Raw genomic sequence first — 21,197 nt, 5'->3', positions numbered from 1 at the left:
CTTCAATTACCTTACATAAGTGACTTGCGGGCGAAATCCTTCAAACGCAAGCCCAACAGCAACAACATGCCGAAATACGCCAGCACGCCTGCAACAACCAACCCGCCCAGACGAGTAAAGCGCTCCAGCATATTGCCATGATCCCAGGCAGGCATCAGATGCATCAAACCCAGCAACACAGCGGACATCACGGCCACCGCCAACACCAGCTTGAACAGGTACTTGGTCCAGCCTGGCTGCGCGACAAACAGCTTTTGCTTGCGCATCTGCCAAAACAGCAGCCCGGCATTGATGCAGGCACCCACGCTGATTGCCAGTGCCAGACCGGCATGCTGCAACGGCACAATAAATACCAGGTTGAGTAACTGCGTAACGATCAGCGTGAACACGGCAATTTTCACCGGGGTCCGTATGTTCTGCTGCGCGTAAAACCCGGGCGCCAGTACTTTAATCAAAATAATACCGAGCAGGCCAACCGAATATGCGATTAACGCGCGCTGGGTCATGGCCGCATCCAACGCCGAAAACTGACCATACTGAAACAACGACACAGTCAGCGGCTCAGCCAGAATCGCCAGCGCCAACGAGCATGGCAGCACCAGTACAAAGCACAGACGCAAGCCCCAATCGAGGATCCGCGAATACTCCTGGCGGTCTTTATTGGCGTAGGTTTTTGACAGTGTCGGCAACAGAATCGTGCCCAACGCCACACCCAACACACCTGAAGGCAACTCCATCAGACGGTCTGCGTAGTACATCCAGGACACCGACCCGGCAACCAGGAATGAGGCAAAAATAGTGTTGATAATCAGAGAAATTTGACTGACTGAAACGCCCAGAATAGCTGGCAGCATTTGCTTCATGACCCGCCATACCCCGGTGTCACGCAGATTCAGCCGTGGCAGGACCAACATGCCGATTTTCTTTAGATGCGGCAGCTGAAACAGCAATTGGGCCAAACCGCCGGCCAACACCGCCCACCCGAGCGCCATCACCGGCGGATCAAAGTACGGGGTCAGGAACAATGCGAAAATAATCATGCTGACGTTAAGCAGCGTCGGAACAAAGGCCGGCACTGCAAAGCGGTTCCAGGTATTGAGGATTGCCCCTGCCAACGATGACAGCGAGATCAGCAATATATAAGGGAACGTTACCCGCAACATGTCAGAAGTCAGCTCGAACTTCTCTGGCGTGGTGGCAAACCCCGGCGCCGTCGCCCAGATCACCCAAGGCGCGGCAATCATTCCCAAAATGGTCACGATTGCCAGTACCAACGTCAACAGACCGGCGACGTAAGCCACAAATGTTCGCGTCGCTTCCTCACCTTGCTGGTTTTTGTATTCCGCCAGAATCGGCACAAAGGCCTGTGAAAAAGCCCCCTCGGCGAAAATCCTGCGCAGCAGATTAGGCAGTTTAAAGGCAATAAAGAACGCATCCGTGGCCATCCCGGCACCAAAAGTGCGCGCAATAATGGTGTCTCGGATAAAGCCCAGAACCCTTGAAATCATTGTGATAGAGCTGACGGCTGCTAACGATTTGAGCAAATTCATTGAAAGAGTTTTTGCCTATAGAGAAAGAGCAGGCGTACAAAGCGCCCACTTATGCGATACTGCGCGCCGCAACAGCACAGAGCCAAGCTCGCGAGTTTACAGGTCAAGCGCCGGAAATAAATATCCCGTCTGCCTCGATCCACCACTCAGCGGATCGCATCAAACGCCCTTGACAAGAGTTCTCGTCATCGGCATGATTCGCGGCCTATTTTGTTTGTTATTTCCCAAAAGTCTTTCGAGGAGCTCGACGGTGGCCAACACACCTTCCGCCAAAAAACGTGCAAAACAGGCTGAGAAGCGTCGCAGCCACAACGCCAGCCTGCGTTCCATGGTTCGTACCTACATCAAGAATGTAGTTAAAGCCATTGACGCAAAAGACGCTGCTAAAGCGCAAGCTGCTTATGTTCTGGCTGTACCTGTTATCGACCGTATGGCCGATAAAGGCATCATCCACAAGAACAAAGCTGCTCGCCATAAGAGCCGCCTGAATGGCCACGTCAAGGCGTTGAACCTTGCGACTGCCGCTTAAGCGATAAGCTTTTTAAAAAACCGACCTCAGGGTCGGTTTTTTATTGCCTGCGATTTGACACCCTCCCCGAACACAATGCACATCCTGTAGCCGCTGAGGAGCGGAGCGAGGCTGCGCTCGAGGGTGAAGCGATCGCAAATCCGATAGCCCTCGCAACACCCGCGCCCCATGGTTTTGCGACGGTTTCGCCGCCGAACGCAGCCTCGCTCCACTCCTCAGCGGCTACAAAAGCGACAACGCAGCAAAATATCGGCAAAAAAAAGCTGCGATAACCGCAGCTTTTTTATTAAGACCCGTTACTCGTGCGGCCACGGCAAAATCGGGATCGCCGTTACCGCATTCTGCGGGCTACCTTCGATCAGACGGTCGCTATACACCAGATACACCAACGTATTGCGCTTCTTGTCGAGGAATCGTACGACCTGCATGGTCTTGAATACCAAGGACGTGCGCTCCTTGAACACCTCGTCGCCATCCTTCAGGTCACCCTTGAAGCTGATCGGACCGGTCTGACGGCACGCAATCGACGCCTCAGCACGATCCTCAGCCAAGCCCAGACCACCTTTCATGCCGCCCGTTTTGGCACGAGACAGGTAGCAAGTCACGCCATCTACCTTGGGATCATCAAACGCTTCGACCACAATGCGATCATTCGGCCCGACAAACTTGAATACCGTCGACACCGAGCCAATCTCTTCAGCCGATGCCAGCAACGGCACCGCCAATATCAACCCCAACAAACCGCCAATCAAGCGCATAGAACACCTCAAAATCAAACCAGAATCAGGTTATCGCGGTGAACCAGCTCAGGCTCCGCCATATATCCCAACAAACCGACAATCGCATCCGACGACTGCCCAATAATTTTTTGCGCTTCGCCAGCGCTGTAGTTAGCCAGGCCACGGGCAATTTCTCGACCGTCCGATGCCACGCACACCACCATCTCGCCGCGCCGGAAACCACCCTGAACCGCCTTGACCCCCACTGGCAGCAGGCTTTTGTTGCTCTGGGACAACGCAGCGACAGCACCATCATCCAGTACCAGCGTGCCTCGGGTTTGCAGATGCCCGGCCAGCCACTGCTTGCGCGCCGCCAGCAGGCCACGCTCAGGCGACAGCAATGTTCCCAGACGCTCGCCAGCCTTAAGACGATCCAGCACACGCTCCAGACGCCCGCCCACGATAATCGTGTGCGCCCCGGAGCGAGCCGCCAGACGCGCTGCACGCAGTTTTGTCTGCATACCACCACGCCCCAGAGCCCCACCGGTACCACCCGCCACCGCATCCAGCGCAGGATCATCGGCACGCGCTTCGTAGATCATTTTTGCATCAGGGTTAGTGCGCGGATCGGCATCAAACATGCCGTCGCGATCGGTCAAAATCACCAACAGGTCCGCCTCAACCAGATTGGCCACCAGCGCCGCCAGCGTATCGTTATCACCGAAGCGGATTTCGTCCGTAACCACCGTGTCATTTTCATTAATGACCGGGATCACACCCAATTCCACCAGCGCACGCAGAGTGCTGCGAGCATTGAGATAACGCTTGCGATCAGACAGATCGTCATGGGTCAGCAGGATTTGCGCCGTGTGCCGGGAGTGCTCGGCAAAACTCGACTCCCAGGCCTGTACCAAGCCCATCTGGCCAATGGCCGCAGCCGCTTGCAGCTCGTGCATGGCACTCGGTCGCACCGTCCAGCCCAGGCGACTCATCCCGGCCGCAACCGCACCCGAAGACACCAGCACCAGCTCAACGCCCGCCTCGTGCAAGGCCACCATCTGCTCGACCCAAACGCCCATCGCGGCGCGATCCAGACCCTTGCCATCCGCTGTCAGCAACGCGCTGCCGATCTTAACAACCCAGCGCTGTGCACCCGTCACCTTGCTCCGCATCATCATCCAACCTATGCCTGAGAGCAGCGCGACCGAGCGCCACCCATGGAATTATTTTTGATTACCAAATCGTAGATGCTAAAACGCCGCTCATGGAGCGGCGCTGTAGTTTACTGCAACGAATCAGTCGCGGACGTAAATGATTTCCGGACCATCTTCATCATCAACATCGTCCTCATCCCAGTCATCGTCACCGATGTCGTGGACGCTCTTCACGCCGCTGCGACGCAGGGCACGCTTGTCATCCAGTGCTTGCAGCTGCGCACGCGCTTCATCTTCGATGCGCTGATCCAGCTCAGCCAATTCTTCCTTGTAAGCAGGATCATTAGCCAGACGGTCTGCACGATCTTCCAGATAACGCATGATGTCGTGGCACAGTTTTTCGGTACCGATCTTGGCAATAGCCGAGATCACGTAAACCGGGCCAGTCCACTCAAGACGCTCAACAACTTCTTTAACTCGCGCGTCATGCTCGTCTTGCGGCAACGAATCGCACTTGTTCAAGACCAACCAGCGATCACGCTCAGCCAGCGACGGGCTGAACTTGGTCAGCTCATTAACGATGACTTCAGCGGTGTCAGCAGCACTTTCACTGCCTTCAACCGGCGCCATGTCGACGAGGTGCAGCAACAGACGGGTACGCGCCAAATGCTTGAGGAAACGAATCCCCAGGCCCGCGCCATCGGAAGCACCTTCGATCAAGCCAGGAATATCGGCAATCACAAAGCTCTTCCAGCGATCCACGCTGACTACACCCAGGTTTGGCACCAGAGTAGTGAACGGATAATCCGCCACTTTTGGCTTGGCTGCAGACACCGAGCGGATAAAGGTACTTTTACCGGCATTCGGCAAGCCCAACAGACCCACGTCAGCCAACACTTTCAATTCCAGTTTCAGGTCGCGCTGCTCACCCGGTTTGCCCGGAGTAGTCTGGCGCGGAGCCCGGTTGGTACTGGATTTGAAACGGGTGTTACCCAGACCGTGCCAACCGCCATGCACCACCAGCAAACGCTGGCCGGCCTTGGTCAGGTCGCCGATAATTTCCTGAGTGCCCGCATCGATCACCGTAGTGCCGACCGGAACACGCAGCTCCAGATCTTCACCTTTGCGACCCGTGCAATCCGCACTGCCGCCGTTCGAGCCGCGCTGGGCATCAAAGTGGCGGGTATAACGGTAGTCAACCAGAGTGTTGAGGTTTTCGTCGGCGATCATGTAGATCGAGCCGCCGTCACCACCATCACCACCGTTTGGCCCACCATTTTCGATGAACTTCTCACGACGAAAACTCATGCAACCGTTACCACCGTCGCCTGCTTTTACTTTGATCGATACTTCATCAACAAACTTCATAACAAAACACGCCTCTCGTCATCAGGACGAGCCGATAAAAACCAAGACATAAGACTCTTGCAAAAATGAGCGCAGCGACCTCAATCAACGACCGTAAAATCCAGCGCCAGCAGCCCATACAAACAGTTTTGCAAGAGACTCACCCCACAAACGAAAAAGCCCCGTCGCAAGACAGGGCTCTTCCAGCTACCAAGCTATTACGCCGCGACGACTGCAGTCTTCGGAACGATGCTTACATAGCGACGACCGAAGGCGCCTTTAACCTGGAACTTGATCACGCCTTCCACTTTCGCGAACAGGGTGTGATCTTTGCCCATACCAACGCCGTAGCCAGCGTGGAATTGGGTGCCGCGCTGACGCACGATGATGTTGCCCGGAATGATAGCCTGGCCGCCATACATCTTCACGCCAAGGCGTTTGGCTTCTGAGTCGCGACCGTTACGGGTACTACCACCAGCTTTTTTGTGTGCCATGAGTCAATTCTCCTAGTGAGGAATTAGGCTGAAATTAAGCCTGAATACCGGTGATTTTGATCTCGGTGTACCACTGGCGGTGGCCCATACGCTTCATGTGGTGCTTACGACGACGGAACTTGATGATGCGGATTTTATCGTGACGACCTTGGGAGATCACTTCAGCAACAACAGTGGCGCCAGGAACAACTGGAGCGCCGATGTTTACGTCGTCGCCATTGGCGACCAACAGAACGCGATCAAAAGTTACGGATTCGCCGGTAGCGATTTCCAGTTTTTCGATCTTCAGGTATTCACCTGGAGCTACTTTGTATTGCTTGCCACCAGTAACGATTACTGCGTACGACATGGTATTTCTCCGATAATCCTGCTCACCCAGCTCTTTATAGGTAAAGGTATTGGCTGGCATGGCTGCATGGGGCTGGAACGGCCCAAGTGCAATTGCGTAAGGCAGGTGCTGCCCAGGAAGTTCAGGGTGCGCGATTGTACGCAAGCCATGCCAGGGTTGCAAGGGGCCGTCCATCGCGCCTTGACAGGCCCAGCCCCCCGACCTAGCATGCCGCGCAACCCTTCTGGAGCACCTGTCGCTGATGCAACCCCAAGCTTTCTACCGCGCGGTGGCGGACGATTTTAGCGCCGTCGATGGCATCATCAAGAAGCAGCTGACTTCACGCGTGCCGCTGGTCTCAAAAATCGGCGACTACATTACTTCGGCTGGAGGCAAACGCCTTCGTCCTTTATTAGTGCTGTTGTGTGGCAAGGCCCTTGGCCGCGAAGGCGACGATATGCGTCTGCTGGCAGCGACCATCGAGTTCCTGCACACCGCGACCCTGCTGCACGACGACGTTGTCGACATGTCGGGCATGCGCCGTGGCCGCAAAACGGCCAATGCTACGTGGGGCAACGCACCCAGCGTGCTGGTCGGCGACTTCCTGTACTCGCGCTCCTTCGAAATGATGGTTGAGCTGGGCTCGATGCCAGTGATGAAAATCCTGTCGCAAGCTACCCGCATCATTGCCGAAGGCGAAGTATTGCAGCTGTCTAAAGTGCGCGACGCCAGCACCACCGAAGAAACCTATATGGAAGTCATTCGCGGTAAAACCGCGATGCTTTTCGAGGCTTCGACCCACAGCGCTGCGGCACTGGCCGGTGCCACACCAGAACAAAGCGAAGCGCTGCGTACCTTTGGTGATCACCTGGGCGTGGCTTTCCAGTTGGTGGACGACCTGCTCGACTACCGCGGTGACGCCGAAACCCTGGGCAAGAACGTCGGTGACGACCTGGCTGAAGGCAAGCCGACCCTGCCGCTGATCTACACCATGCGTGAAGGCACACCCGAGCAGGCTGCCCTGGTACGCAAAGCCATCCAGAAAGGTGGCATTGAGGACCTTGAAAGCATTCGTGCTGCCGTTGAGGCCTCTGGTGCGCTGGAGTACACCGCACAATTGGCTCGCGACTACGTTGCCCGTGCCATTATTTGCCTTGAAGCCCTGCCGCCAAGCGAATACCGCGACGCGCTGGTGGAACTGAGTGAATTTGCGGTAGCGCGTACGCACTGATCCCGTGACGCTGTAGCCGCTGCCGCAGGCTGCGACAAGGGCCGCAGGACCTTCGCTTGAGCATTCAAGAAGGGTCGCTGCGCAGCCTGCTGCAGCGGCTACGTGTTCGGTAAAGCTCCACGTTTACCCGCCCGCCAACAAAACCCTATATAATGCGTGCCTTTTAGCCATCCTGACTCTTAAGGAGCTTTAGTGAGCACGTTGCCACCCTGCCCAAAATGCAATTCCGAATACACCTACGAAGACGGCGCTCAGCTGATCTGCCCGGAATGCGCCCATGAGTGGTCCGCCAACGGCGAGGCTGAAGAAGCCAGCGATGAAAAAGTCTACAAAGACTCCGCGGGCACTATTCTGGTCGACGGTGACACTATTACCGTAATCAAGGACCTGAAAATCAAGGGCACGTCCCTGGTGGTCAAAGTCGGCACCAAGGTCAAAAATATTCGTCTGTGCGATGGCGACCACGATATCGACTGCAAGATCGACGGTATTGGTCCAATGAAACTCAAGTCCGAGTTCGTACGCAAAGTCTGATTCTGTTGCTTACCTTCCTGCGTTTCGCGCAGGAAGGTGCGACCTCCCCCGCTCCACCCCTTCGCAATATCAAAAAGCCAGCCGCTTTGATCGGCAGCAGTTTTTATCCAGAAAAAATACAAATCCGCCAATAGGCACTTGCTATTAATTGAATAAGAATTATTCTCATTGGTATTCATCAAGGAGATGACACACATGACTTATTTGATTGATGCCTGGCTGGACCGTCCACATCCCTACATGCGAATCCTGCATCGGGAAACCGGGGAAGTCTGTGCCGTACTGGAAGAAGAAGCGCTAAACGAACTACAGGATCAGGGCGACCTGGATTTCAACGGTCTCAACTCAAGCGAGCCGGTGGTGCTCAAGGAGTTGGTGCGTAACTTGTTTCTGTTCTGCTATGCCCGGGCATTGCGCCCAATCGGCACGACCGACACTCACGAGCATCACGCCAAAATAGAAATATGACGTGCGCCAAAAGCAAACGGGCTTGCTCGCGATACAGACGACACACAGTCATCCCGATCGCCAGCAAGCCCGCTCTACAACGTTAAAGCGCCGAGTTCTTACAGAACGTCCAGCAGTTCCACGTCGAATACCAGCACGCTGTGCGGAGCAATGCTGCCAACGCCTTGCGCGCCGTAAGCCAGTTCGCTCGGCACGTAGATACGCCATTTGCTGCCGGCGTTCATCAGTTGCAGGGCTTCAGTCCAGCCTGCGATCACGCCGCCAACCGGAAACTCAGCTGGCTGACCACGATCGTAGGAGCTGTCAAACACAGTGCCGTCGATCAGGGTGCCGTGGTAGTGAACACGCACGGTGTCTTCACGGGATGGCTTAGCGCCTTCGCCCGCAGTCACAACTTCAAATTGCAAGCCGGAAGCCAGAGTGGTGATGCCGTCTTTCTTGGCGTTTTCAGCCAGGAAAGCCTTGCCTTCGCCTGCAGCAGCTTCTGCCTTGGCAGCGGCTTCAGCTTGCATGATCTCGCGGATCACCTTGAAGCTGGCCGACATTTCTTCCTGACCTACACGGCTTTCCTTGCCCGCGTAAGCGTCAGTCAGGCCAGCCAGGATTGCATCCAGGCTGATGCCCGGTGGCGGGTTGTCGCGCAGTTGGTCACCCAGCTGACGGCCAATACCGTAGCTAACGCGGGTTTCGTCGGTCGACAGATTTACTTCGGACATAACACTGCTCCGCTGTGGGGGTGCCCAGAAAAAGCCGTATTAACCGCTGCTCCCGGACACCCTGAACCAAAAAAGGGCCAGCAGACTACCACAGCCCCCAAAGCCTTCGCAGCCCGGGTTTGTGCACGCCTGCACGGCCGACCTCAGTGTTTGGTCAATTTATCCAGATAGCCCATCGCAAACGCCGATATCACAAAGGTCATATGAATAATCACGTACCACATCAGGTACTGAGGCTCGATATTGCGTGCATCCATAAACACCCGCAGCAGGTGGATCGAGGAAATCGCCACAATCGAAGCCGCTACTTTCATCTTCAGCGACGTGGAGTCCATCGTCCCCAACCAGCTAAGCTTCTCTTTGTGTTCGTCGATATCCAGTTGCGAGACGAAGTTTTCGTAACCGGAGATCATCACCATCACCAGCAAACCGCCCACCAGCGCCATGTCGATCAGCGACAGGATGACCAGGATCAAATCCGACTCACTTAGCGCGAACACGTTAGGGATTACGTGAAACACTTCCTGAAAGAACTTCAACGCCAAAGCCAGCAAGCCCAGCGAGAGCCCAAAATAGATCGGCGCCAGGATCCAGCGCGAGGCGTACATTGCGTTTTCTATAAAGCGTTCCATTGAATCTCACAGGAAATAAAAAAATGGGCGCGAGTATATCAGTGGGAAAACGGCATAGTTAAAGGCTTCGAAACAGCCTGTAAAAACAATTTCTGCTAGTGTCCACCTTCTCAGCTTTGTTTACGGACAGGAAAACCGAACCATGGATCTGCGATTCCCCTTGGCTTGTTTTGGGCTTTCGATGGCATTGCTCGCCACCGGCGGCTGCTCCCCTGACGATAAACATCAGCAGGCCAGCCTGGAAGAGCGCAGCGCAGCATTTGAAAAAAGCCTCGATGCCATCAAGGACCAACAGCTCAAAGACGCTGTAGCAGACCTGGGCGGCTCCCTGCTGTTGCTGGAACGTGCACGCCTCAAGCTGCAAGACAAACCTGTTGAGACCGAGTACGCCACAGACGACCTCGCGCTGCTCAAGCATTACCCAAGCAGCCAGGCGCTTAGCGATACCTATATCAACGGCCTGTTTGTACTGCGCAAAAACTCCAGCTCCGATTACCTGACGGATCTGGAGCCAGTCTTCCCGTTCCCGCTCAACAGCGCCTCCGAGTTCCCGTTCCCCCACGCACTTGAATGGCAGTCCGTGACCCTGAGCAACAAGCAGGAGATACCCTTTCAACCAGAATGGTCCGAAACCGATCCAGGCATCCAGCTAAGCCCCTCCAGCGCCAACCTGAGCAACCCGGACGACCTGACTGTCACCTACCCCTACATAGACGGGATTGAAGTCGATAACACGCAGCAGCCTCAACCCCTGATGCTGCACGGCAAAGTCGAAGTCATTGCGCCAGGCAAAGTGGTCAACTTCAACCTGAGCAGCAAGGACGTGGGTAAAACCCGCACCGACGGTACGATCAGCGTGACCCTGCTGGCACTGGGCAAAAACTTTGCCGAGGTGGACATCGTCAACAGCGCCGCGCTGGCCGAGCAAGTACGCGACACCCCGCTCAACCCGCTGATCATCCAGGCCCGCGACCACTCCGGGCAGTTCCTGTCGCGCGCAGGTTCGATCAACGAGAACGCCGAACAACTGGCCTTTTATCAGCAGCAATTGGCCGAAATGCTCAAGCAAACAGCCTGGAGTGACGCATTCGAGCAGCAACTGGATACCGAACAAAAGGCCTTTGACCAAAAACACCCCCACCATTACAGCAAGGTGTACTTCAACGGTGTGGTCGAAAATGTCGACATCAACGTGCTCGACTTCTCCACCGCCAATGTCACCCGCAAAGCTCTCGACCTGCCAGTGCGCAAGCTCGACAAAACCGTCGTGGGCAAAGCTATCCAGCCGCTCCCGCTCAACGTTGTGGTCTATGACGATCAGGCCGCCAGCTACCTGAAAGACGCCACCCTTGACCCCGAGCAATTGGAAAAAAGCGTCGTGATCAGCCAGTCAGTGGACGACGCCAGCGCCGCGACCATTGAGTTCAGCCACCCGGCCACCTTCAATGATGAAATGCTCGGCGCGCTCCCCGACACGTCTGACGCACCTGTAACGTTCTTCGCCGAGGACGACAATGGCAACCGTGGCGAGCCACTTGAGCTGCCTGCCGAAGCCTTTGATGTTGACCCGCACACCGGTGTCATCACCTACGACCTGAACCTGTTTCCCGAAACACCGGCGTACGCGATTGGCTCTATCCCCCTGTTTGTCGCCGACATAGACAAACAAGCCCTGGACATCGCTCACCTGCCCAAAGGCCTTGAGCTCAAAGACAACGCACTGATCGTTGATCAAAAATTATTCCCGGCCGAAGCCTGGCGCTTTTACGCCAAGGACGACACGGGTAACTATCTGAAGGAAGTGGTCGCTGTAAGCCATTTGACCGAGCCCAACGGCTCGCCAATCTTCGACGTGCATTACTTTTATGGCCAGCCGACCCAACTGGAAAGCTATGCCCGCATTGCGCTGAACCCTGTCGAGTACGGATTCGAGGTCAAGCTCGATAAAGCCCCGGAAGCCAGCACCCCACAATAGAACCGCTGGTTAGCGGGAGGCGTGACAACGCCCGCCATTGATCTGACGCAGCTGGGCCTGTACATGCAGGCACCAGATCTGCGGATCGTCCGCGAGCCGATAGCCATGCAACGTCAGGCTTTCAACAATTGACTCAAGAATGGTTTCGGCCACGAACGGGCCGGGGAATGGGCCTTGCGCCTTGATGGTGGAAGGTTGCTCACCTGCCAGTCCGGCAGCAAAGAGCAGCGTCCACATCCCGTTATTGCCTGCCAGCGGTCGAACGCTGCATTCAATACGGGTCACCAAGCCCAAGCATTGGCGAGTGAGGCAAAGGTTGCGCGACATGGCGGCGACCCTCGGTAGATCCTGTCTTCAGCCGCACACTACGGGCTGCATCGTTCCAGTGACGACAGTGGAGTCCTTGACCTCAGAATAGAAGAAATACCGCATAAGAAAAGTCGCCAATGACCAACGGCCTGGCTGTCCCAGTTCAATGCAGCCTCGCAAACAGCTTGTGTAGCAGTTGCCGAAGGCTACGTCCGATTGCGAAGCGATCGTAAATGCTGAGATTGCGATTTAATTGATAAACCGCAACCTCCGACTTCACGACGGCTTCACCGCCGAACGCAGCCTTCGGCAGCTGCTACAGAGTGACGGGTTAAGCCGGTTTCTTCGCCGCCAATGCTTCAGCCAGCAACTCCTTTTCGGCTTCCTTGAGGTCGTCGTCGTTGATCATTTCCGCAATTACCCGCAACCGCTCTACCACGCGAGCGTTGACGCTGCCTTCAGGGAACTGGCCCTCTTCATCCGGCTCACCGGCAGGCTCACCCACCAACAGGCTCAAGGCCTCATCGGCCTGGCGCACCGCGTACACGTGGAACTTGCCATCACGTACCGCCTGCAGCACCTTTTCATCGAGCATCAAGGTCGCTACGTTGGCCTGCGGAATAATCGCCCCCTGCTCGCCTGTCAGCCCCCGCGCTTCGCAGAGTCGGAAGAAGCCTTCGATCTTCTCGTTGACCCCGCCCACCGCTTGCACTTCACCAAACTGGTTGATGGAGCCGGTAATTGCAAAACACTGCTTAAGCGGCGTTTTCGACAACGCTGAAATCAACGTACAGGCCTCGCCCAGCGACGCACTGTCGCCATCGACGTAACCGTAGGACTGCTCCAGCGCGATACTGGCCGAAATTGCCAGCGGGAATTCCTGGGCATAACGGCTGCCCAAATACCCGGTCAGAATCATTACACCCTTGGAGTGAATCGGCTGCCCGAGGTTAACCTCGCGCTCGATATCGACAATGCCACTGCCACCCGGATACACCGTGGCGGAAATCCGCGCCGGCACACCAAAGGCGGAGTCACCGACTTCCAGTACGGTCAGGCCGTTGCACTTGCCGACGGCCGCGCCATCGGTATCGATCAGAATAATCCCGGCCAGCATGTCATCCAGGATCCGTGCCGAGACACGCCCCGTGCGGGTGGCCTTGGCCTTGAGCGCACGCTCGATGTGCCCGGCGTCGGTCATTTCATCGCCCGCCAGGTGACGAATGAAATCCGCCTCGCTGACCAGCTGGAACAAATCGCCAATACGCGCCGACAACCGCTCCTGATGCTCGGCCAAACGCGCGCTGTACGTCGCCAGACGCGCCACTGCATCAGCGGTCAGCGGTGCCATGCCTTCTTCCGAAGTGCGGGTGGTCAGCAACTGAGCGAACTGCTCAAGGCTCTCATCGACCATGGGGATGTCTTCGTCGAAGTCCACCAGCACCCGGAACATCTCCTGGAAGTCCGGGTCGAGGTCCTGCAGCGTGTAATACAGCTGGCGGGCACCAATGATAATGACCTTGACCTGCAAGGGAATGACTTGCGGGTTGAGAGTGACGGTCGCCAGGCGGCCCATCTCGCCCAGCGGCGATTCCATTTTCAACTTGCGCGATTGCAGGGCGCGTTTGAGGGCATCCCAGACAAAGGGTTCGCTGAGCATTTTCTCGGCTTCGAGAATCAAAAAACCACCGTTGGCACGGTGCAAAGCACCGGGGCGCAGCTGCCGGTAGGTGGTGTACAACGCACCCTGGTCGGTGCTGTATTCGATACGGCCAAACAGGTTGTCGTAAGTCGGGTGCGGCTCAAATACCACCGGCGCACCGCCGCTCAGCGGCTGGCCCACCACCAGGCTCGGCAGGTACTGCTCTTCGAGCAGCTTGCGGGCCTGGGCGTCGGTCTTGCTGTCGTCGACCAATTGCTCGACCACGGTTTTCAGCAGGTAAACCTGCATCGCCTGCAAATAGCCGCAGACAGCGCCATTTTCGGCGTACTTCTGCGACAGCGGCGACAGTAATGGTTGCAGGGCCAGGGTGATGGTTTCTTCGTTCAATTGGCGCAGTTGATTGTTCGACTCACGCTTCCACTGCGGCAGGCTGGCCAGCTCTTCGTTCAGCCGCTCTTCCAGCCCGGAAATATCCTCGTGAAAGCGTTCGCGCTCGGCCTCAGGCAATTGCGAAAACTCAGCCTCATCCAGCGCCTTGCCATCACTCATCGGGGTGAATGCCACGTTGCTGCTGTCACGATACAGCGCTACGCCTTTTTCCAGCGCCAGACGCTCAATCACATCCAGCGCACGGTCGTAGCGCTGATTGAAGCCACGGTCGATCGCGCTTTTGCGCTGCTGATACGTCGGGTGCTCAAACACTGCCGGGAAAGTTGCCAGCAGGTTGTCGATCAAGTGATTGATATCGGCAATAAAGGCGCCAGCGGTACTCGACGGCAATTCCAGGGCACGCGGCTCACGCGGCTCATCAAAATTATTGACGTACACCCAGTCACTCGGCGACTTCAGGCGCTTGCCTTCCGCCTTGAGGTAGCGTTTGACGAACGAAAAGCGACCCGTTCCCGGTTCGCCCATCACAAATACGTTGTAACCCGGGCGCGGCATGGCCACGCCAAACTGCAAGGCTTCGACCGCTCGCTCCTGGCCGAGAATTCCGCGAAAGGGTTCTAAATCATTGGTGTTAGAGAAGCTGAACTGTTCAGCAGAGAAAGGACGGGTTAGCGCGTCAGGCGCTAGACGCAAGCTGGTGGCAACAGAATCAGGCATCGGGCTTCCTTACATCGGGGCGGGGCAGATGGCAGCATTCTGGCGCTGGCTGTGCACCACTGGCAAGGAACACAACACGGGAAATCTCACCTCCCAGTGTTTACGGGCCGAAAATGTGCTCCAGAACAGATTGTTTTACAAAAAAACACGGAACCTGCTGATCGTGCCTAGACTCCAAGCTGTTACGCGGCTGGAAGGCATAACCGGCTCGTACTGGCGCTTCAGGGCCAGAAACCCTTGTCCATTGGTTGCACGCACATAGAGAACAAAGCTATGAAACGGATTCTTCTCGGTACTCTCTTTACTGTTGTTTCCCTCAATGCCATGGCCCAGGCTCCGGGCGGCCCGAACTGCGGTTGGGGCAACATGCTGTTTGAAGGTCAGCGCGGTACTCCCGCTCACTTCCTGGCATCAACCACCAACGGCACGTCCGGTAACGCCACCTTCGGCATGACCTCCGGCACCAACGGCTGCACCACCAAGGACGCCCTGACTTACGGCGGCAAATCGTGGATTGCCATGAATGGCATGATGAACGAACTGTCCGAAGACATGGCTAAAGGCAATGGCGAAGCACTGACCACCTACGCGGTGGTACTGGGCGTCGCCCCTGAAGACCGCGAGCATTTCGCCGCTGTCACCCATGAGCACTTCCAGCAAATCTTCAGCAAGGCCGACGTAACGGCTGAAGACGTGCACAGCAACACCTTGGCTATTCTCAAAGGCGATGCTCGCCTGGCTAAATACGCCACTGCTGCGTAGTAAATGAGACCTGCCCGCTCCTCTCGGAGCGGGTATTCTCCTGCTTCACTTCTATTCGTCTGACAACAGTTGCCGACCATGCTCAAACGCCTTGCCTATCTGGCGCTCTGTGCCTGCGCCCCGCTGTATGCCGCACCCCCTATCGACGATCAACGTGTGCAACAGTTGGCCAACGACCCGTTCTGGATTTCGCTGGGGCACTACGAAGCCGGCAAGCTCAGCGGCTGGCGTAGCTATGTCAGCGACGATAAATTCTTTCTCGCCCCCGACGGCGCTCATCACCCGGACGCCGAACTGCGTGCCACCGTCGAGGCGTTGTATGCACCCGTAAGCCTGGGCGACAAGCACCCGCAGTGCGTGTACCCGGCCCGTACTCGCTGGCTCAAGGCTCAACTGAACCTGACAGACCTGCCCAAGGCCGAGTGCGCAGAGTTCACGCAATGGTTCAAGGACGTGGCGCCGCACAGCACGGTGATGATCTTTCCGGCGGCCTACCTCAACAGCCCGTCCTCGATGTTCGGCCATACCCTGTTGCGTATCGACCAAGCCGATGTGCAGAACAACAAGACCGCCCTGCTGAGCTACGCGATCAACTTCGGTGCCTATATCGAAGGTTCCGACAACAGCATTCTGTATGCCTGGAAGGGCTTGGCCGGTGGTTATCCCGGCCTGTTTGCGCTGGTGCCCTACCAGGAAAAACTCTCGGAATACCGTAGCCTCGAAAACCGCGACCTGTGGGAATACCGACTTAATCTCACACCTGAAGAAACCCAGCGCATGGTCGAACATGTGTGGGAGCTCAAACAGATCCAGTTCGATTATTTCTTCTTCGACGAAAACTGCTCGTACCGTTTGCTCGAACTGCTGCAAGTGGCGCGCCCCGGCTTGCAGCTGACCAGCCAATTCCCGCTGACCGCGATCCCCACCGATACGGTGAAAGCAGTCAAGGAAGCCGGGTTGGTCGAAAGCATCGAATACCGCCCGTCCCGTGAACGTGAGCTGCTCGACCGAGCCAAAGCCCTCGATCCAGAAGAACAGCAATGGGTCTTGCAGGTCAGTGCCGATCAGGCTCAATTGCAGAACCCGGCCTTCAAGGCGTTGCCCAAAGAGCGCCAGGCGCTGATCATCGACGCGGCTTATCGTATTGAGCGCTACAGGGCCAATGGCCTTGAGCGCGACACCGCGCGCTCACAACGCAGCTTTGAACTACTACGGGCGATCAACCAGAACCCTGCGCCTGAACTGCAGGTCGAAAAACCCGAGTTACCTGAAAACGGCCACGAATCGCGAACCTGGCAACTGGGCGCCGGTAGCCGTGACGACAAGGCCTTTGCCGAATACGGCCTGCGCATGGCCTACCACGACCTGAACGACAACGCCCCAGGCTTTCCGCTGGGTGCACAGATTGAAATTCTGCAACTCAAACTGCGCCAGTACGAAGGCAATAACTGGCAAGTTCAGCAATTGGACTTGGCCAACATCCGCTCCCTGACCCCACGCAACGAATTGCTGCAACCCTGGTCCTGGCAAGTGGGCGGGGGGCTGGAACGGGTACTCGGCAAACATGGCGACGAAAATCTGGTCAGCCACATCAACGGTGGCGCGGGCGGCACCTGGCAATTGGGTGAAAACATGCTGGGCTTTGCCCTCGGCACTCTGCGCGTGGAGCACAACAACGACTTTGCCGCTTTCGTGTCTCCGGCTGCGGGTTTTAACACCGGGCTTCTTTGGCGTAATCCGGTGGGAAACCTGAGCCTGGAAGCGAAAGGCGACTACTTCACTAATGGTGAAATCCGTCGAAGCCTGAGCCTGAATCAACAATGGGAAGTTTCGCGCAACCTCGGCCTGCGACTCACTGCCCAACGAGAGTTCAGCAAGCTGACCTCCCCCATCAACGAGGTGATGCTGGAGTTGAAGTGGTATCACTACTAAAGGAGTTTTCAATACATGGCAGTTAACTGTGATTCCCTTGAGCAAGTGCGCGAGAAAATCGACGGGCTGGATCGACAGATTGTCGGCTTGATCGCCGAACGCGGCGCCTACGTGTTACAGGCGGCTCGTTTCAAGAAAGACAGCGATGCGGTCAGGGCCCCGCAGCGGGTTGAACAGGTGATTACCAAGGTTCGGGCATTGGCCTCAGAACTGGGCGCCAACCCGAACGTCACCGAAGACGTTTACCGCACCATGATCGCGGCCTTTATCGAGCAGGAACTGGCGGAGCATAAGGCGCTTTCATAACAAAACCTGTGGCCGCTGCCGCAGGCTGCGATAAGGCCCGAAGGGCCTTTAAAGAAGGGCCGCTACGCAGCCCATCGCAGCCTGCGGCAGCGGCTACAGGATTAACGGCTTAAACCACGCCCTGCGCCAGCATCGCATCGGCGACTTTAACGAAGCCCGCAATGTTCGCGCCTTTTACATAGTTGATCCGGCCGTTTTCTTCGCCGTAATGCACGCACGCGTGGTGGATCGACTGCATGATGTTGTGCAACTTGCTGTCCACCTCACCCGCCGTCCACAGCAGACGCATGGCGTTTTGCGACATTTCCAGACCGCTCACCGCCACGCCTCCGGCGTTGGATGCCTTGCCCGGTGCAAACAGGATACCGGCCTCGATAAACAGGTCGACGGCCTCAAGGGTGGTCGGCATGTTCGCACCTTCAGCCACGCACACGCAGCCGTTGCTCAGCAACGTACGCGCCGCTGCAGCGTCCAGCTCGTTCTGGGTAGCACACGGCAGTGCAATATCACACGCCAGGTTCCACGGATGCTGGTCAGCCAGAAACTCCAGGCCAAACTCCCCGGCCATTTCGCTGATACGGCCGCGCTTGACGTTTTTCAGCTCCATCAGCGCTTCCCACTGCTCCTCGCTCAAACCGGCCTCGCAGTACAGCGTGCCTTCAGAGTCCGACAGCGAGATCACTTTGCCGCCCAGGTCCATGACCTTACGCGCCGCATATTGCGCCACGTTGCCCGAGCCAGAAATGGCCACGCGCTTGCCATCAATGCGCTGACCGCTGCGCTTGAGCATTTCCTGGGCGAAATACACGCAACCAAAACCGGTAGCTTCAGGGCGGATCAGGCTGCCGCCGTAGCTCATGCCCTTGCCGGTCAGCACGGAAGTGAACTGGTTGCTCAGGCGCTTGTACTGGCCAAACATAAAGCCGATTTCACGGGCACCAACACCGATGTCGCCTGCTGGCACATCAACGTCCGAACCAATGTGGCGATACAGCTCACTCATGAAGGCCTGGCAGAAACGCATGACTTCGGCGTCGCTCTTGCCCTTGGGGTTGAAGTCCGAACCGCCTTTACCGCCGCCCATAGGCAACGAGGTCAGGGAGTTCTTGAAGGTTTGCTCGAAGGCCAGGAACTTCAGAACACCCAGATTCACCGACGGATGGAAACGCAGACCACCCTTGTACGGGCCAATGGCGCTGTTCATCTGGATACGGAAGCCACGGTTAACCCGTACTTTTCCTTCGTCATCGACCCACGACACGCGGAACACGATCGCACGCTCGGGTTCGCAAATGCGCTCAAGAATGCCTGAAGTCAGATAATGCGGATTGGCTTCAAGAAACGGCCACAGACTGCGCAGGACTTCTTCCACTGCCTGGTGGAATTCAGGTTGGTCCGGGTCACGTTTTTTCAGGCGGGCAAGGAACTGGTCGACGGATTCGATCATGGTTAATTCTCGGCAAATTTATTGTCGTTAAACGGAGATTGACCAGAACTTTATCAATTCATGTGGCACCGCGACAGCGCAAAATGTCGCAGTTCTGAATTTAAATGGTGCATTTATATAAATTACGCCGATTTCAACGGCTTTTGCGCACCAAAAAATAGCTTCTTGTACCCAGTTTCGCACCAACTATTACCCGAGAATTTACCGTAGCAGCTGCCGAGGAACGAAGGCTGCTACGAAATCGGGGGCATCCGAAAATCCACAAAAAACGGCGCCCGAAGGCGCCGTTCTGTACTGCAAAAAAACAGCCTTATTGGGCCAGTTTCTTGTGACGCACACGGTGCGGCTGGGTGGCCGCTTCGCCGAGGCGCTTTTTACGATCGGCTTCGTACTCGGTGTAGTTACCTTCAAAGAAGATCGCTTGCGAGTCGTCTTCGTACGCCAGGATGTGAGTCGCGACGCGGTCAAGGAACCACCGATCGTGAGAGATCACAATGGCAGCACCTGGGAAGTCCAGCAGTGCTTCTTCGAGCGAACGCAGGGTCTCGACGTCAAGGTCGTTGGACGGTTCGTCGAGCAGCAGCACGTTGGCGCCCTCTTTCAAGGTCAAGGCCAGGTGCAAGCGACCACGCTCACCACCGGACAAGTCCTTGACGAACTTCTGCTGATCGCCACCTTTGAAGTTGAAACGACCTACATAGGTACGCGACGGGATTTCGTAGTTGCCGATGCGGATCACATCGGAACCGTCAGAAATCGCCTGGAACACAGTCTTGCTGCCATCCAGGTCGTCACGGCTCTGGTCCACACACGCCAGTTGTACCGTTTCACCGACTTCAATGCTGCCCGAATCCGGTTGTTCCTTGCCCATCAACATGCGGAACAGGGTCGACTTACCGGCACCGTTACCGCCGATCACGCCAACAATGGCGCCTTTAGGCATGGCGAACGACAGGTTGTCGATCAACACGCGATCGCCGTAACCCTTGGATACGTTCTTGAACTCGATAACCTTGTCACCCAGGCGCGGACCGGCCGGGATGTAGATTTCGTTGGTTTCGCTGCGCTTCTGGAATTCCTGCGATTGCAGTTCTTCGAAGCGTTGCAGACGCGCCTTGGACTTGGACTGACGCGCCTTGGCGCCTTTACGGACCCATTCCAGCTCGTCTTTCATAGCCTTTTCATGGGCCGACTGCTGCTTGGATTCGGCAGCCAAACGATCGGACTTGGCTTCAAGCCAACCCGAATAGTTGCCCTCGTAAGGAATACCGGCACCACGGTCAAGCTCAAGAATCCAGCCCGCCACGTTATCCAGGAAGTAACGGTCGTGCGTAATCGCAACCACGGTACCCGGGAAGTCGTGCAGGAAGTGCTCCAGCCAGGCTACCGAGTCGGCATCCAAGTGGTTGGTTGGCTCGTCGAGCAGCAGCATGTCCGGGGCCGACAGCAGCAGGCGGCACAAGGCCACACGGCGCTTCTCGCCACCCGACAGGTGCTCGACCTTGGCATCCCATGCCGGCAGGCGCAGCGCATCGGCAGCGACTTCCAGTTGGCGCTCAAGGTTGTGGCCGTCGCTCGCTTGCAGGATCGACTCAAGCTTGGCCTGTTCAGCGGCCAGCTTGTCAAAGTCAGCATCCGGGTCTGCGTATTCGGCGTAAACCTGATCCAGACGCGCTTGAGCGTCCTTGATCACGCTAACGGCTTCTTCAACCACTTCGCGTACGGTTTTGCTCGGATCCAGCTGCGGCTCTTGCGGCAGGTAGCCGATGTTTAGGTCTGGCATCGGACGGGCTTCGCCGTCGAACTCGGTGTCGACACCCGCCATGATTTTCAACAGGGTGGATTTACCCGAACCGTTCAGGCCGAGTACGCCGATTTTGGCGCCAGGGAAAAACGACAGGGAGATGTTTTTCAGGATTTCCCGCTTCGGCGGAACAACTTTGCTCAGCCGATGCATGGTGAAAACGTATTGAGCCATGGAGAACCTAGGGTCA

Annotated in this window: 20 protein-coding genes; 8 read left to right on the top strand and 12 right to left on the bottom strand. The window is 56.6% G+C overall.

The genetic code is table 11. The annotated features are described in order from the left end of the window. Nucleotides 1-11: 11 nt before the first annotated feature. The gene (murJ, locus tag V6L79_RS06725) at nucleotides 12-1,550 is read right to left on the bottom strand and encodes a murein biosynthesis integral membrane protein MurJ (RefSeq protein WP_261740903.1); all 1,539 of its coding nucleotides are present in this window, start codon (nucleotides 1,548-1,550) and stop codon (nucleotides 12-14) included. A 250-nt stretch (nucleotides 1,551-1,800) separates the two neighbouring features. On the opposite strand from murJ, the gene rpsT reads away from it, so the two are divergent. Then, on the top strand, nucleotides 1,801-2,079 hold the full coding sequence (gene rpsT, locus V6L79_RS06720) for a 30S ribosomal protein S20 (RefSeq protein WP_003443902.1): 279 nt from the start codon (nucleotides 1,801-1,803) through the stop codon (nucleotides 2,077-2,079). Nucleotides 2,080-2,375: 296 nt separating this feature from the next. Here rpsT and V6L79_RS06715 read toward each other — a convergent pair whose 3' ends face one another. From V6L79_RS06715 to rplU, 5 genes are all read right to left on the bottom strand, one after another. Further along, entirely contained in the window at nucleotides 2,376-2,837 is a 462-nt protein-coding gene (locus V6L79_RS06715; protein WP_261740902.1) for a CreA family protein, read from the bottom strand. 14 nt (nucleotides 2,838-2,851) lie between these two features. Further along, on the bottom strand, nucleotides 2,852-3,970 hold the full coding sequence (gene proB, locus V6L79_RS06710) for a glutamate 5-kinase (protein WP_338580299.1): 1,119 nt from the start codon (nucleotides 3,968-3,970) through the stop codon (nucleotides 2,852-2,854). Between the two features lie 123 nt (nucleotides 3,971-4,093). Further along, nucleotides 4,094-5,320, bottom strand: a complete 1,227-nt coding sequence (gene cgtA / locus V6L79_RS06705) for an Obg family GTPase CgtA (RefSeq protein ID WP_338579978.1) — start codon at nucleotides 5,318-5,320, stop codon at nucleotides 4,094-4,096. A 197-nt stretch (nucleotides 5,321-5,517) separates the two neighbouring features. Further along, a complete protein-coding gene (gene rpmA / locus V6L79_RS06700; RefSeq protein WP_003443913.1) occupies nucleotides 5,518-5,793 on the bottom strand; it encodes a 50S ribosomal protein L27 in 276 nt (91 codons plus the stop codon). A 34-nt stretch (nucleotides 5,794-5,827) separates the two neighbouring features. After that, nucleotides 5,828-6,142 carry a 50S ribosomal protein L21 gene (gene rplU / locus V6L79_RS06695; protein WP_003443915.1) on the bottom strand — a complete coding sequence of 105 codons (315 nt, stop codon included), beginning with the start codon at nucleotides 6,140-6,142 and terminating at the stop codon, nucleotides 5,828-5,830. Between the two features lie 241 nt (nucleotides 6,143-6,383). Between rplU and V6L79_RS06690 the strand changes: the two genes are divergently transcribed. The 3 genes from V6L79_RS06690 (at nucleotide 6,384) to V6L79_RS06680 (ending at nucleotide 8,354) form a co-directional block, all read left to right on the top strand. Then, nucleotides 6,384-7,352, top strand: a complete 969-nt coding sequence (locus V6L79_RS06690) for a polyprenyl synthetase family protein (protein ID WP_338579977.1) — start codon at nucleotides 6,384-6,386, stop codon at nucleotides 7,350-7,352. 192 nt (nucleotides 7,353-7,544) lie between these two features. Next, entirely contained in the window at nucleotides 7,545-7,886 is a 342-nt protein-coding gene (locus V6L79_RS06685; RefSeq protein ID WP_261740899.1) for a zinc ribbon domain-containing protein YjdM, read from the top strand. 195 nt (nucleotides 7,887-8,081) lie between these two features. Further along, the gene (locus V6L79_RS06680; protein WP_338579976.1) at nucleotides 8,082-8,354 is read left to right on the top strand and encodes a hypothetical protein; all 273 of its coding nucleotides are present in this window, start codon (nucleotides 8,082-8,084) and stop codon (nucleotides 8,352-8,354) included. 98 nt (nucleotides 8,355-8,452) lie between these two features. Here the strand turns inward: V6L79_RS06680 and V6L79_RS06675 are convergent, their stop codons facing one another. Both V6L79_RS06675 and V6L79_RS06670 read right to left on the bottom strand, forming a co-directional pair. After that, entirely contained in the window at nucleotides 8,453-9,070 is a 618-nt protein-coding gene (locus V6L79_RS06675; RefSeq protein WP_016779413.1) for an FKBP-type peptidyl-prolyl cis-trans isomerase, read from the bottom strand. 143 nt (nucleotides 9,071-9,213) lie between these two features. After that, nucleotides 9,214-9,702 carry a TIGR00645 family protein gene (locus V6L79_RS06670; RefSeq protein ID WP_048362450.1) on the bottom strand — a complete coding sequence of 163 codons (489 nt, stop codon included), beginning with the start codon at nucleotides 9,700-9,702 and terminating at the stop codon, nucleotides 9,214-9,216. A gap of 142 nt (nucleotides 9,703-9,844) precedes the next feature. Between V6L79_RS06670 and V6L79_RS06665 the strand changes: the two genes are divergently transcribed. Then, nucleotides 9,845-11,677: a hypothetical protein gene (locus V6L79_RS06665; protein ID WP_321835807.1), complete on the top strand. Its 1,833-nt coding sequence runs from the start codon at nucleotides 9,845-9,847 to the stop codon at nucleotides 11,675-11,677. Between the two features lie 9 nt (nucleotides 11,678-11,686). Here the strand turns inward: V6L79_RS06665 and V6L79_RS06660 are convergent, their stop codons facing one another. Further along, nucleotides 11,687-12,004 (bottom strand): hypothetical protein, encoded by a 318-nt coding sequence (locus V6L79_RS06660; protein ID WP_261740896.1) that lies wholly within the window; start codon nucleotides 12,002-12,004, stop codon nucleotides 11,687-11,689. Between the two features lie 313 nt (nucleotides 12,005-12,317). Next, entirely contained in the window at nucleotides 12,318-14,756 is a 2,439-nt protein-coding gene (locus V6L79_RS06655) for a Lon protease family protein (protein ID WP_261740895.1), read from the bottom strand. Nucleotides 14,757-15,029: 273 nt separating this feature from the next. On the opposite strand from V6L79_RS06655, the gene V6L79_RS06650 reads away from it, so the two are divergent. The 3 genes from V6L79_RS06650 (at nucleotide 15,030) to V6L79_RS06640 (ending at nucleotide 17,756) form a co-directional block, all read left to right on the top strand. Beyond that, on the top strand, nucleotides 15,030-15,518 hold the full coding sequence (locus tag V6L79_RS06650) for a DUF3015 domain-containing protein (RefSeq protein ID WP_029611228.1): 489 nt from the start codon (nucleotides 15,030-15,032) through the stop codon (nucleotides 15,516-15,518). Nucleotides 15,519-15,596: 78 nt separating this feature from the next. Next, nucleotides 15,597-17,450: a DUF4105 domain-containing protein gene (locus V6L79_RS06645; RefSeq protein ID WP_338579975.1), complete on the top strand. Its 1,854-nt coding sequence runs from the start codon at nucleotides 15,597-15,599 to the stop codon at nucleotides 17,448-17,450. 15 nt (nucleotides 17,451-17,465) lie between these two features. Next, entirely contained in the window at nucleotides 17,466-17,756 is a 291-nt protein-coding gene (locus V6L79_RS06640) for a chorismate mutase (RefSeq protein ID WP_338579974.1), read from the top strand. Nucleotides 17,757-17,865: 109 nt separating this feature from the next. On the opposite strand, the gene gdhA is transcribed toward V6L79_RS06640, so the two are convergent. Then, complete coding sequence (gene gdhA / locus V6L79_RS06635) at nucleotides 17,866-19,203, bottom strand: NADP-specific glutamate dehydrogenase (protein WP_261740892.1); 1,338 nt, start codon at nucleotides 19,201-19,203, stop codon at nucleotides 17,866-17,868. Nucleotides 19,204-19,513: 310 nt separating this feature from the next. Further along, nucleotides 19,514-21,181, bottom strand: coding sequence for an energy-dependent translational throttle protein EttA (ettA, locus tag V6L79_RS06630; protein ID WP_133078604.1), 1,668 nt, complete (start codon nucleotides 21,179-21,181; stop codon nucleotides 19,514-19,516). Nucleotides 21,182-21,197 lie beyond the last annotated feature (16 nt).

The organism is Pseudomonas sp. ML2-2023-6 (assembly GCF_037055265.1).
GTDB classification, from domain to species: Bacteria; Pseudomonadota; Gammaproteobacteria; order Pseudomonadales; family Pseudomonadaceae; genus Aquipseudomonas; species Aquipseudomonas kulmbachensis.
This window is presented reverse-complemented; position numbering and strand designations above follow the sequence as displayed.

What these genes read in the sequence shown, in the direction of transcription:
- rpmA (WP_003443913.1), bottom strand. Translation starts at nt 5,793, where the DNA reads ATGGCACACAAAAAAGCTGGTGGTAGTACCCGTAACGGTCGCGACTCA.
- V6L79_RS06650 (WP_029611228.1), top strand. Translation starts at nt 15,030, where the DNA reads ATGAAACGGATTCTTCTCGGTACTCTCTTTACTGTTGTTTCCCTCAAT.
- V6L79_RS06690 (WP_338579977.1), top strand. Translation starts at nt 6,384, where the DNA reads ATGCAACCCCAAGCTTTCTACCGCGCGGTGGCGGACGATTTTAGCGCC.
- murJ (WP_261740903.1), bottom strand. Translation starts at nt 1,550, where the DNA reads ATGAATTTGCTCAAATCGTTAGCAGCCGTCAGCTCTATCACAATGATT.
- rplU (WP_003443915.1), bottom strand. Translation starts at nt 6,142, where the DNA reads ATGTCGTACGCAGTAATCGTTACTGGTGGCAAGCAATACAAAGTAGCT.
- cgtA (WP_338579978.1), bottom strand. Translation starts at nt 5,320, where the DNA reads ATGAAGTTTGTTGATGAAGTATCGATCAAAGTAAAAGCAGGCGACGGT.
- V6L79_RS06655 (WP_261740895.1), bottom strand. Translation starts at nt 14,756, where the DNA reads ATGCCTGATTCTGTTGCCACCAGCTTGCGTCTAGCGCCTGACGCGCTA.
- V6L79_RS06670 (WP_048362450.1), bottom strand. Translation starts at nt 9,702, where the DNA reads ATGGAACGCTTTATAGAAAACGCAATGTACGCCTCGCGCTGGATCCTG.
- V6L79_RS06675 (WP_016779413.1), bottom strand. Translation starts at nt 9,070, where the DNA reads ATGTCCGAAGTAAATCTGTCGACCGACGAAACCCGCGTTAGCTACGGT.
- gdhA (WP_261740892.1), bottom strand. Translation starts at nt 19,203, where the DNA reads ATGATCGAATCCGTCGACCAGTTCCTTGCCCGCCTGAAAAAACGTGAC.
- V6L79_RS06660 (WP_261740896.1), bottom strand. Translation starts at nt 12,004, where the DNA reads ATGTCGCGCAACCTTTGCCTCACTCGCCAATGCTTGGGCTTGGTGACC.
- proB (WP_338580299.1), bottom strand. Translation starts at nt 3,970, where the DNA reads ATGCGGAGCAAGGTGACGGGTGCACAGCGCTGGGTTGTTAAGATCGGC.
- V6L79_RS06680 (WP_338579976.1), top strand. Translation starts at nt 8,082, where the DNA reads ATGACTTATTTGATTGATGCCTGGCTGGACCGTCCACATCCCTACATG.
- V6L79_RS06645 (WP_338579975.1), top strand. Translation starts at nt 15,597, where the DNA reads ATGCTCAAACGCCTTGCCTATCTGGCGCTCTGTGCCTGCGCCCCGCTG.
- V6L79_RS06640 (WP_338579974.1), top strand. Translation starts at nt 17,466, where the DNA reads ATGGCAGTTAACTGTGATTCCCTTGAGCAAGTGCGCGAGAAAATCGAC.
- ettA (WP_133078604.1), bottom strand. Translation starts at nt 21,181, where the DNA reads ATGGCTCAATACGTTTTCACCATGCATCGGCTGAGCAAAGTTGTTCCG.
- V6L79_RS06715 (WP_261740902.1), bottom strand. Translation starts at nt 2,837, where the DNA reads ATGCGCTTGATTGGCGGTTTGTTGGGGTTGATATTGGCGGTGCCGTTG.
- V6L79_RS06665 (WP_321835807.1), top strand. Translation starts at nt 9,845, where the DNA reads ATGGATCTGCGATTCCCCTTGGCTTGTTTTGGGCTTTCGATGGCATTG.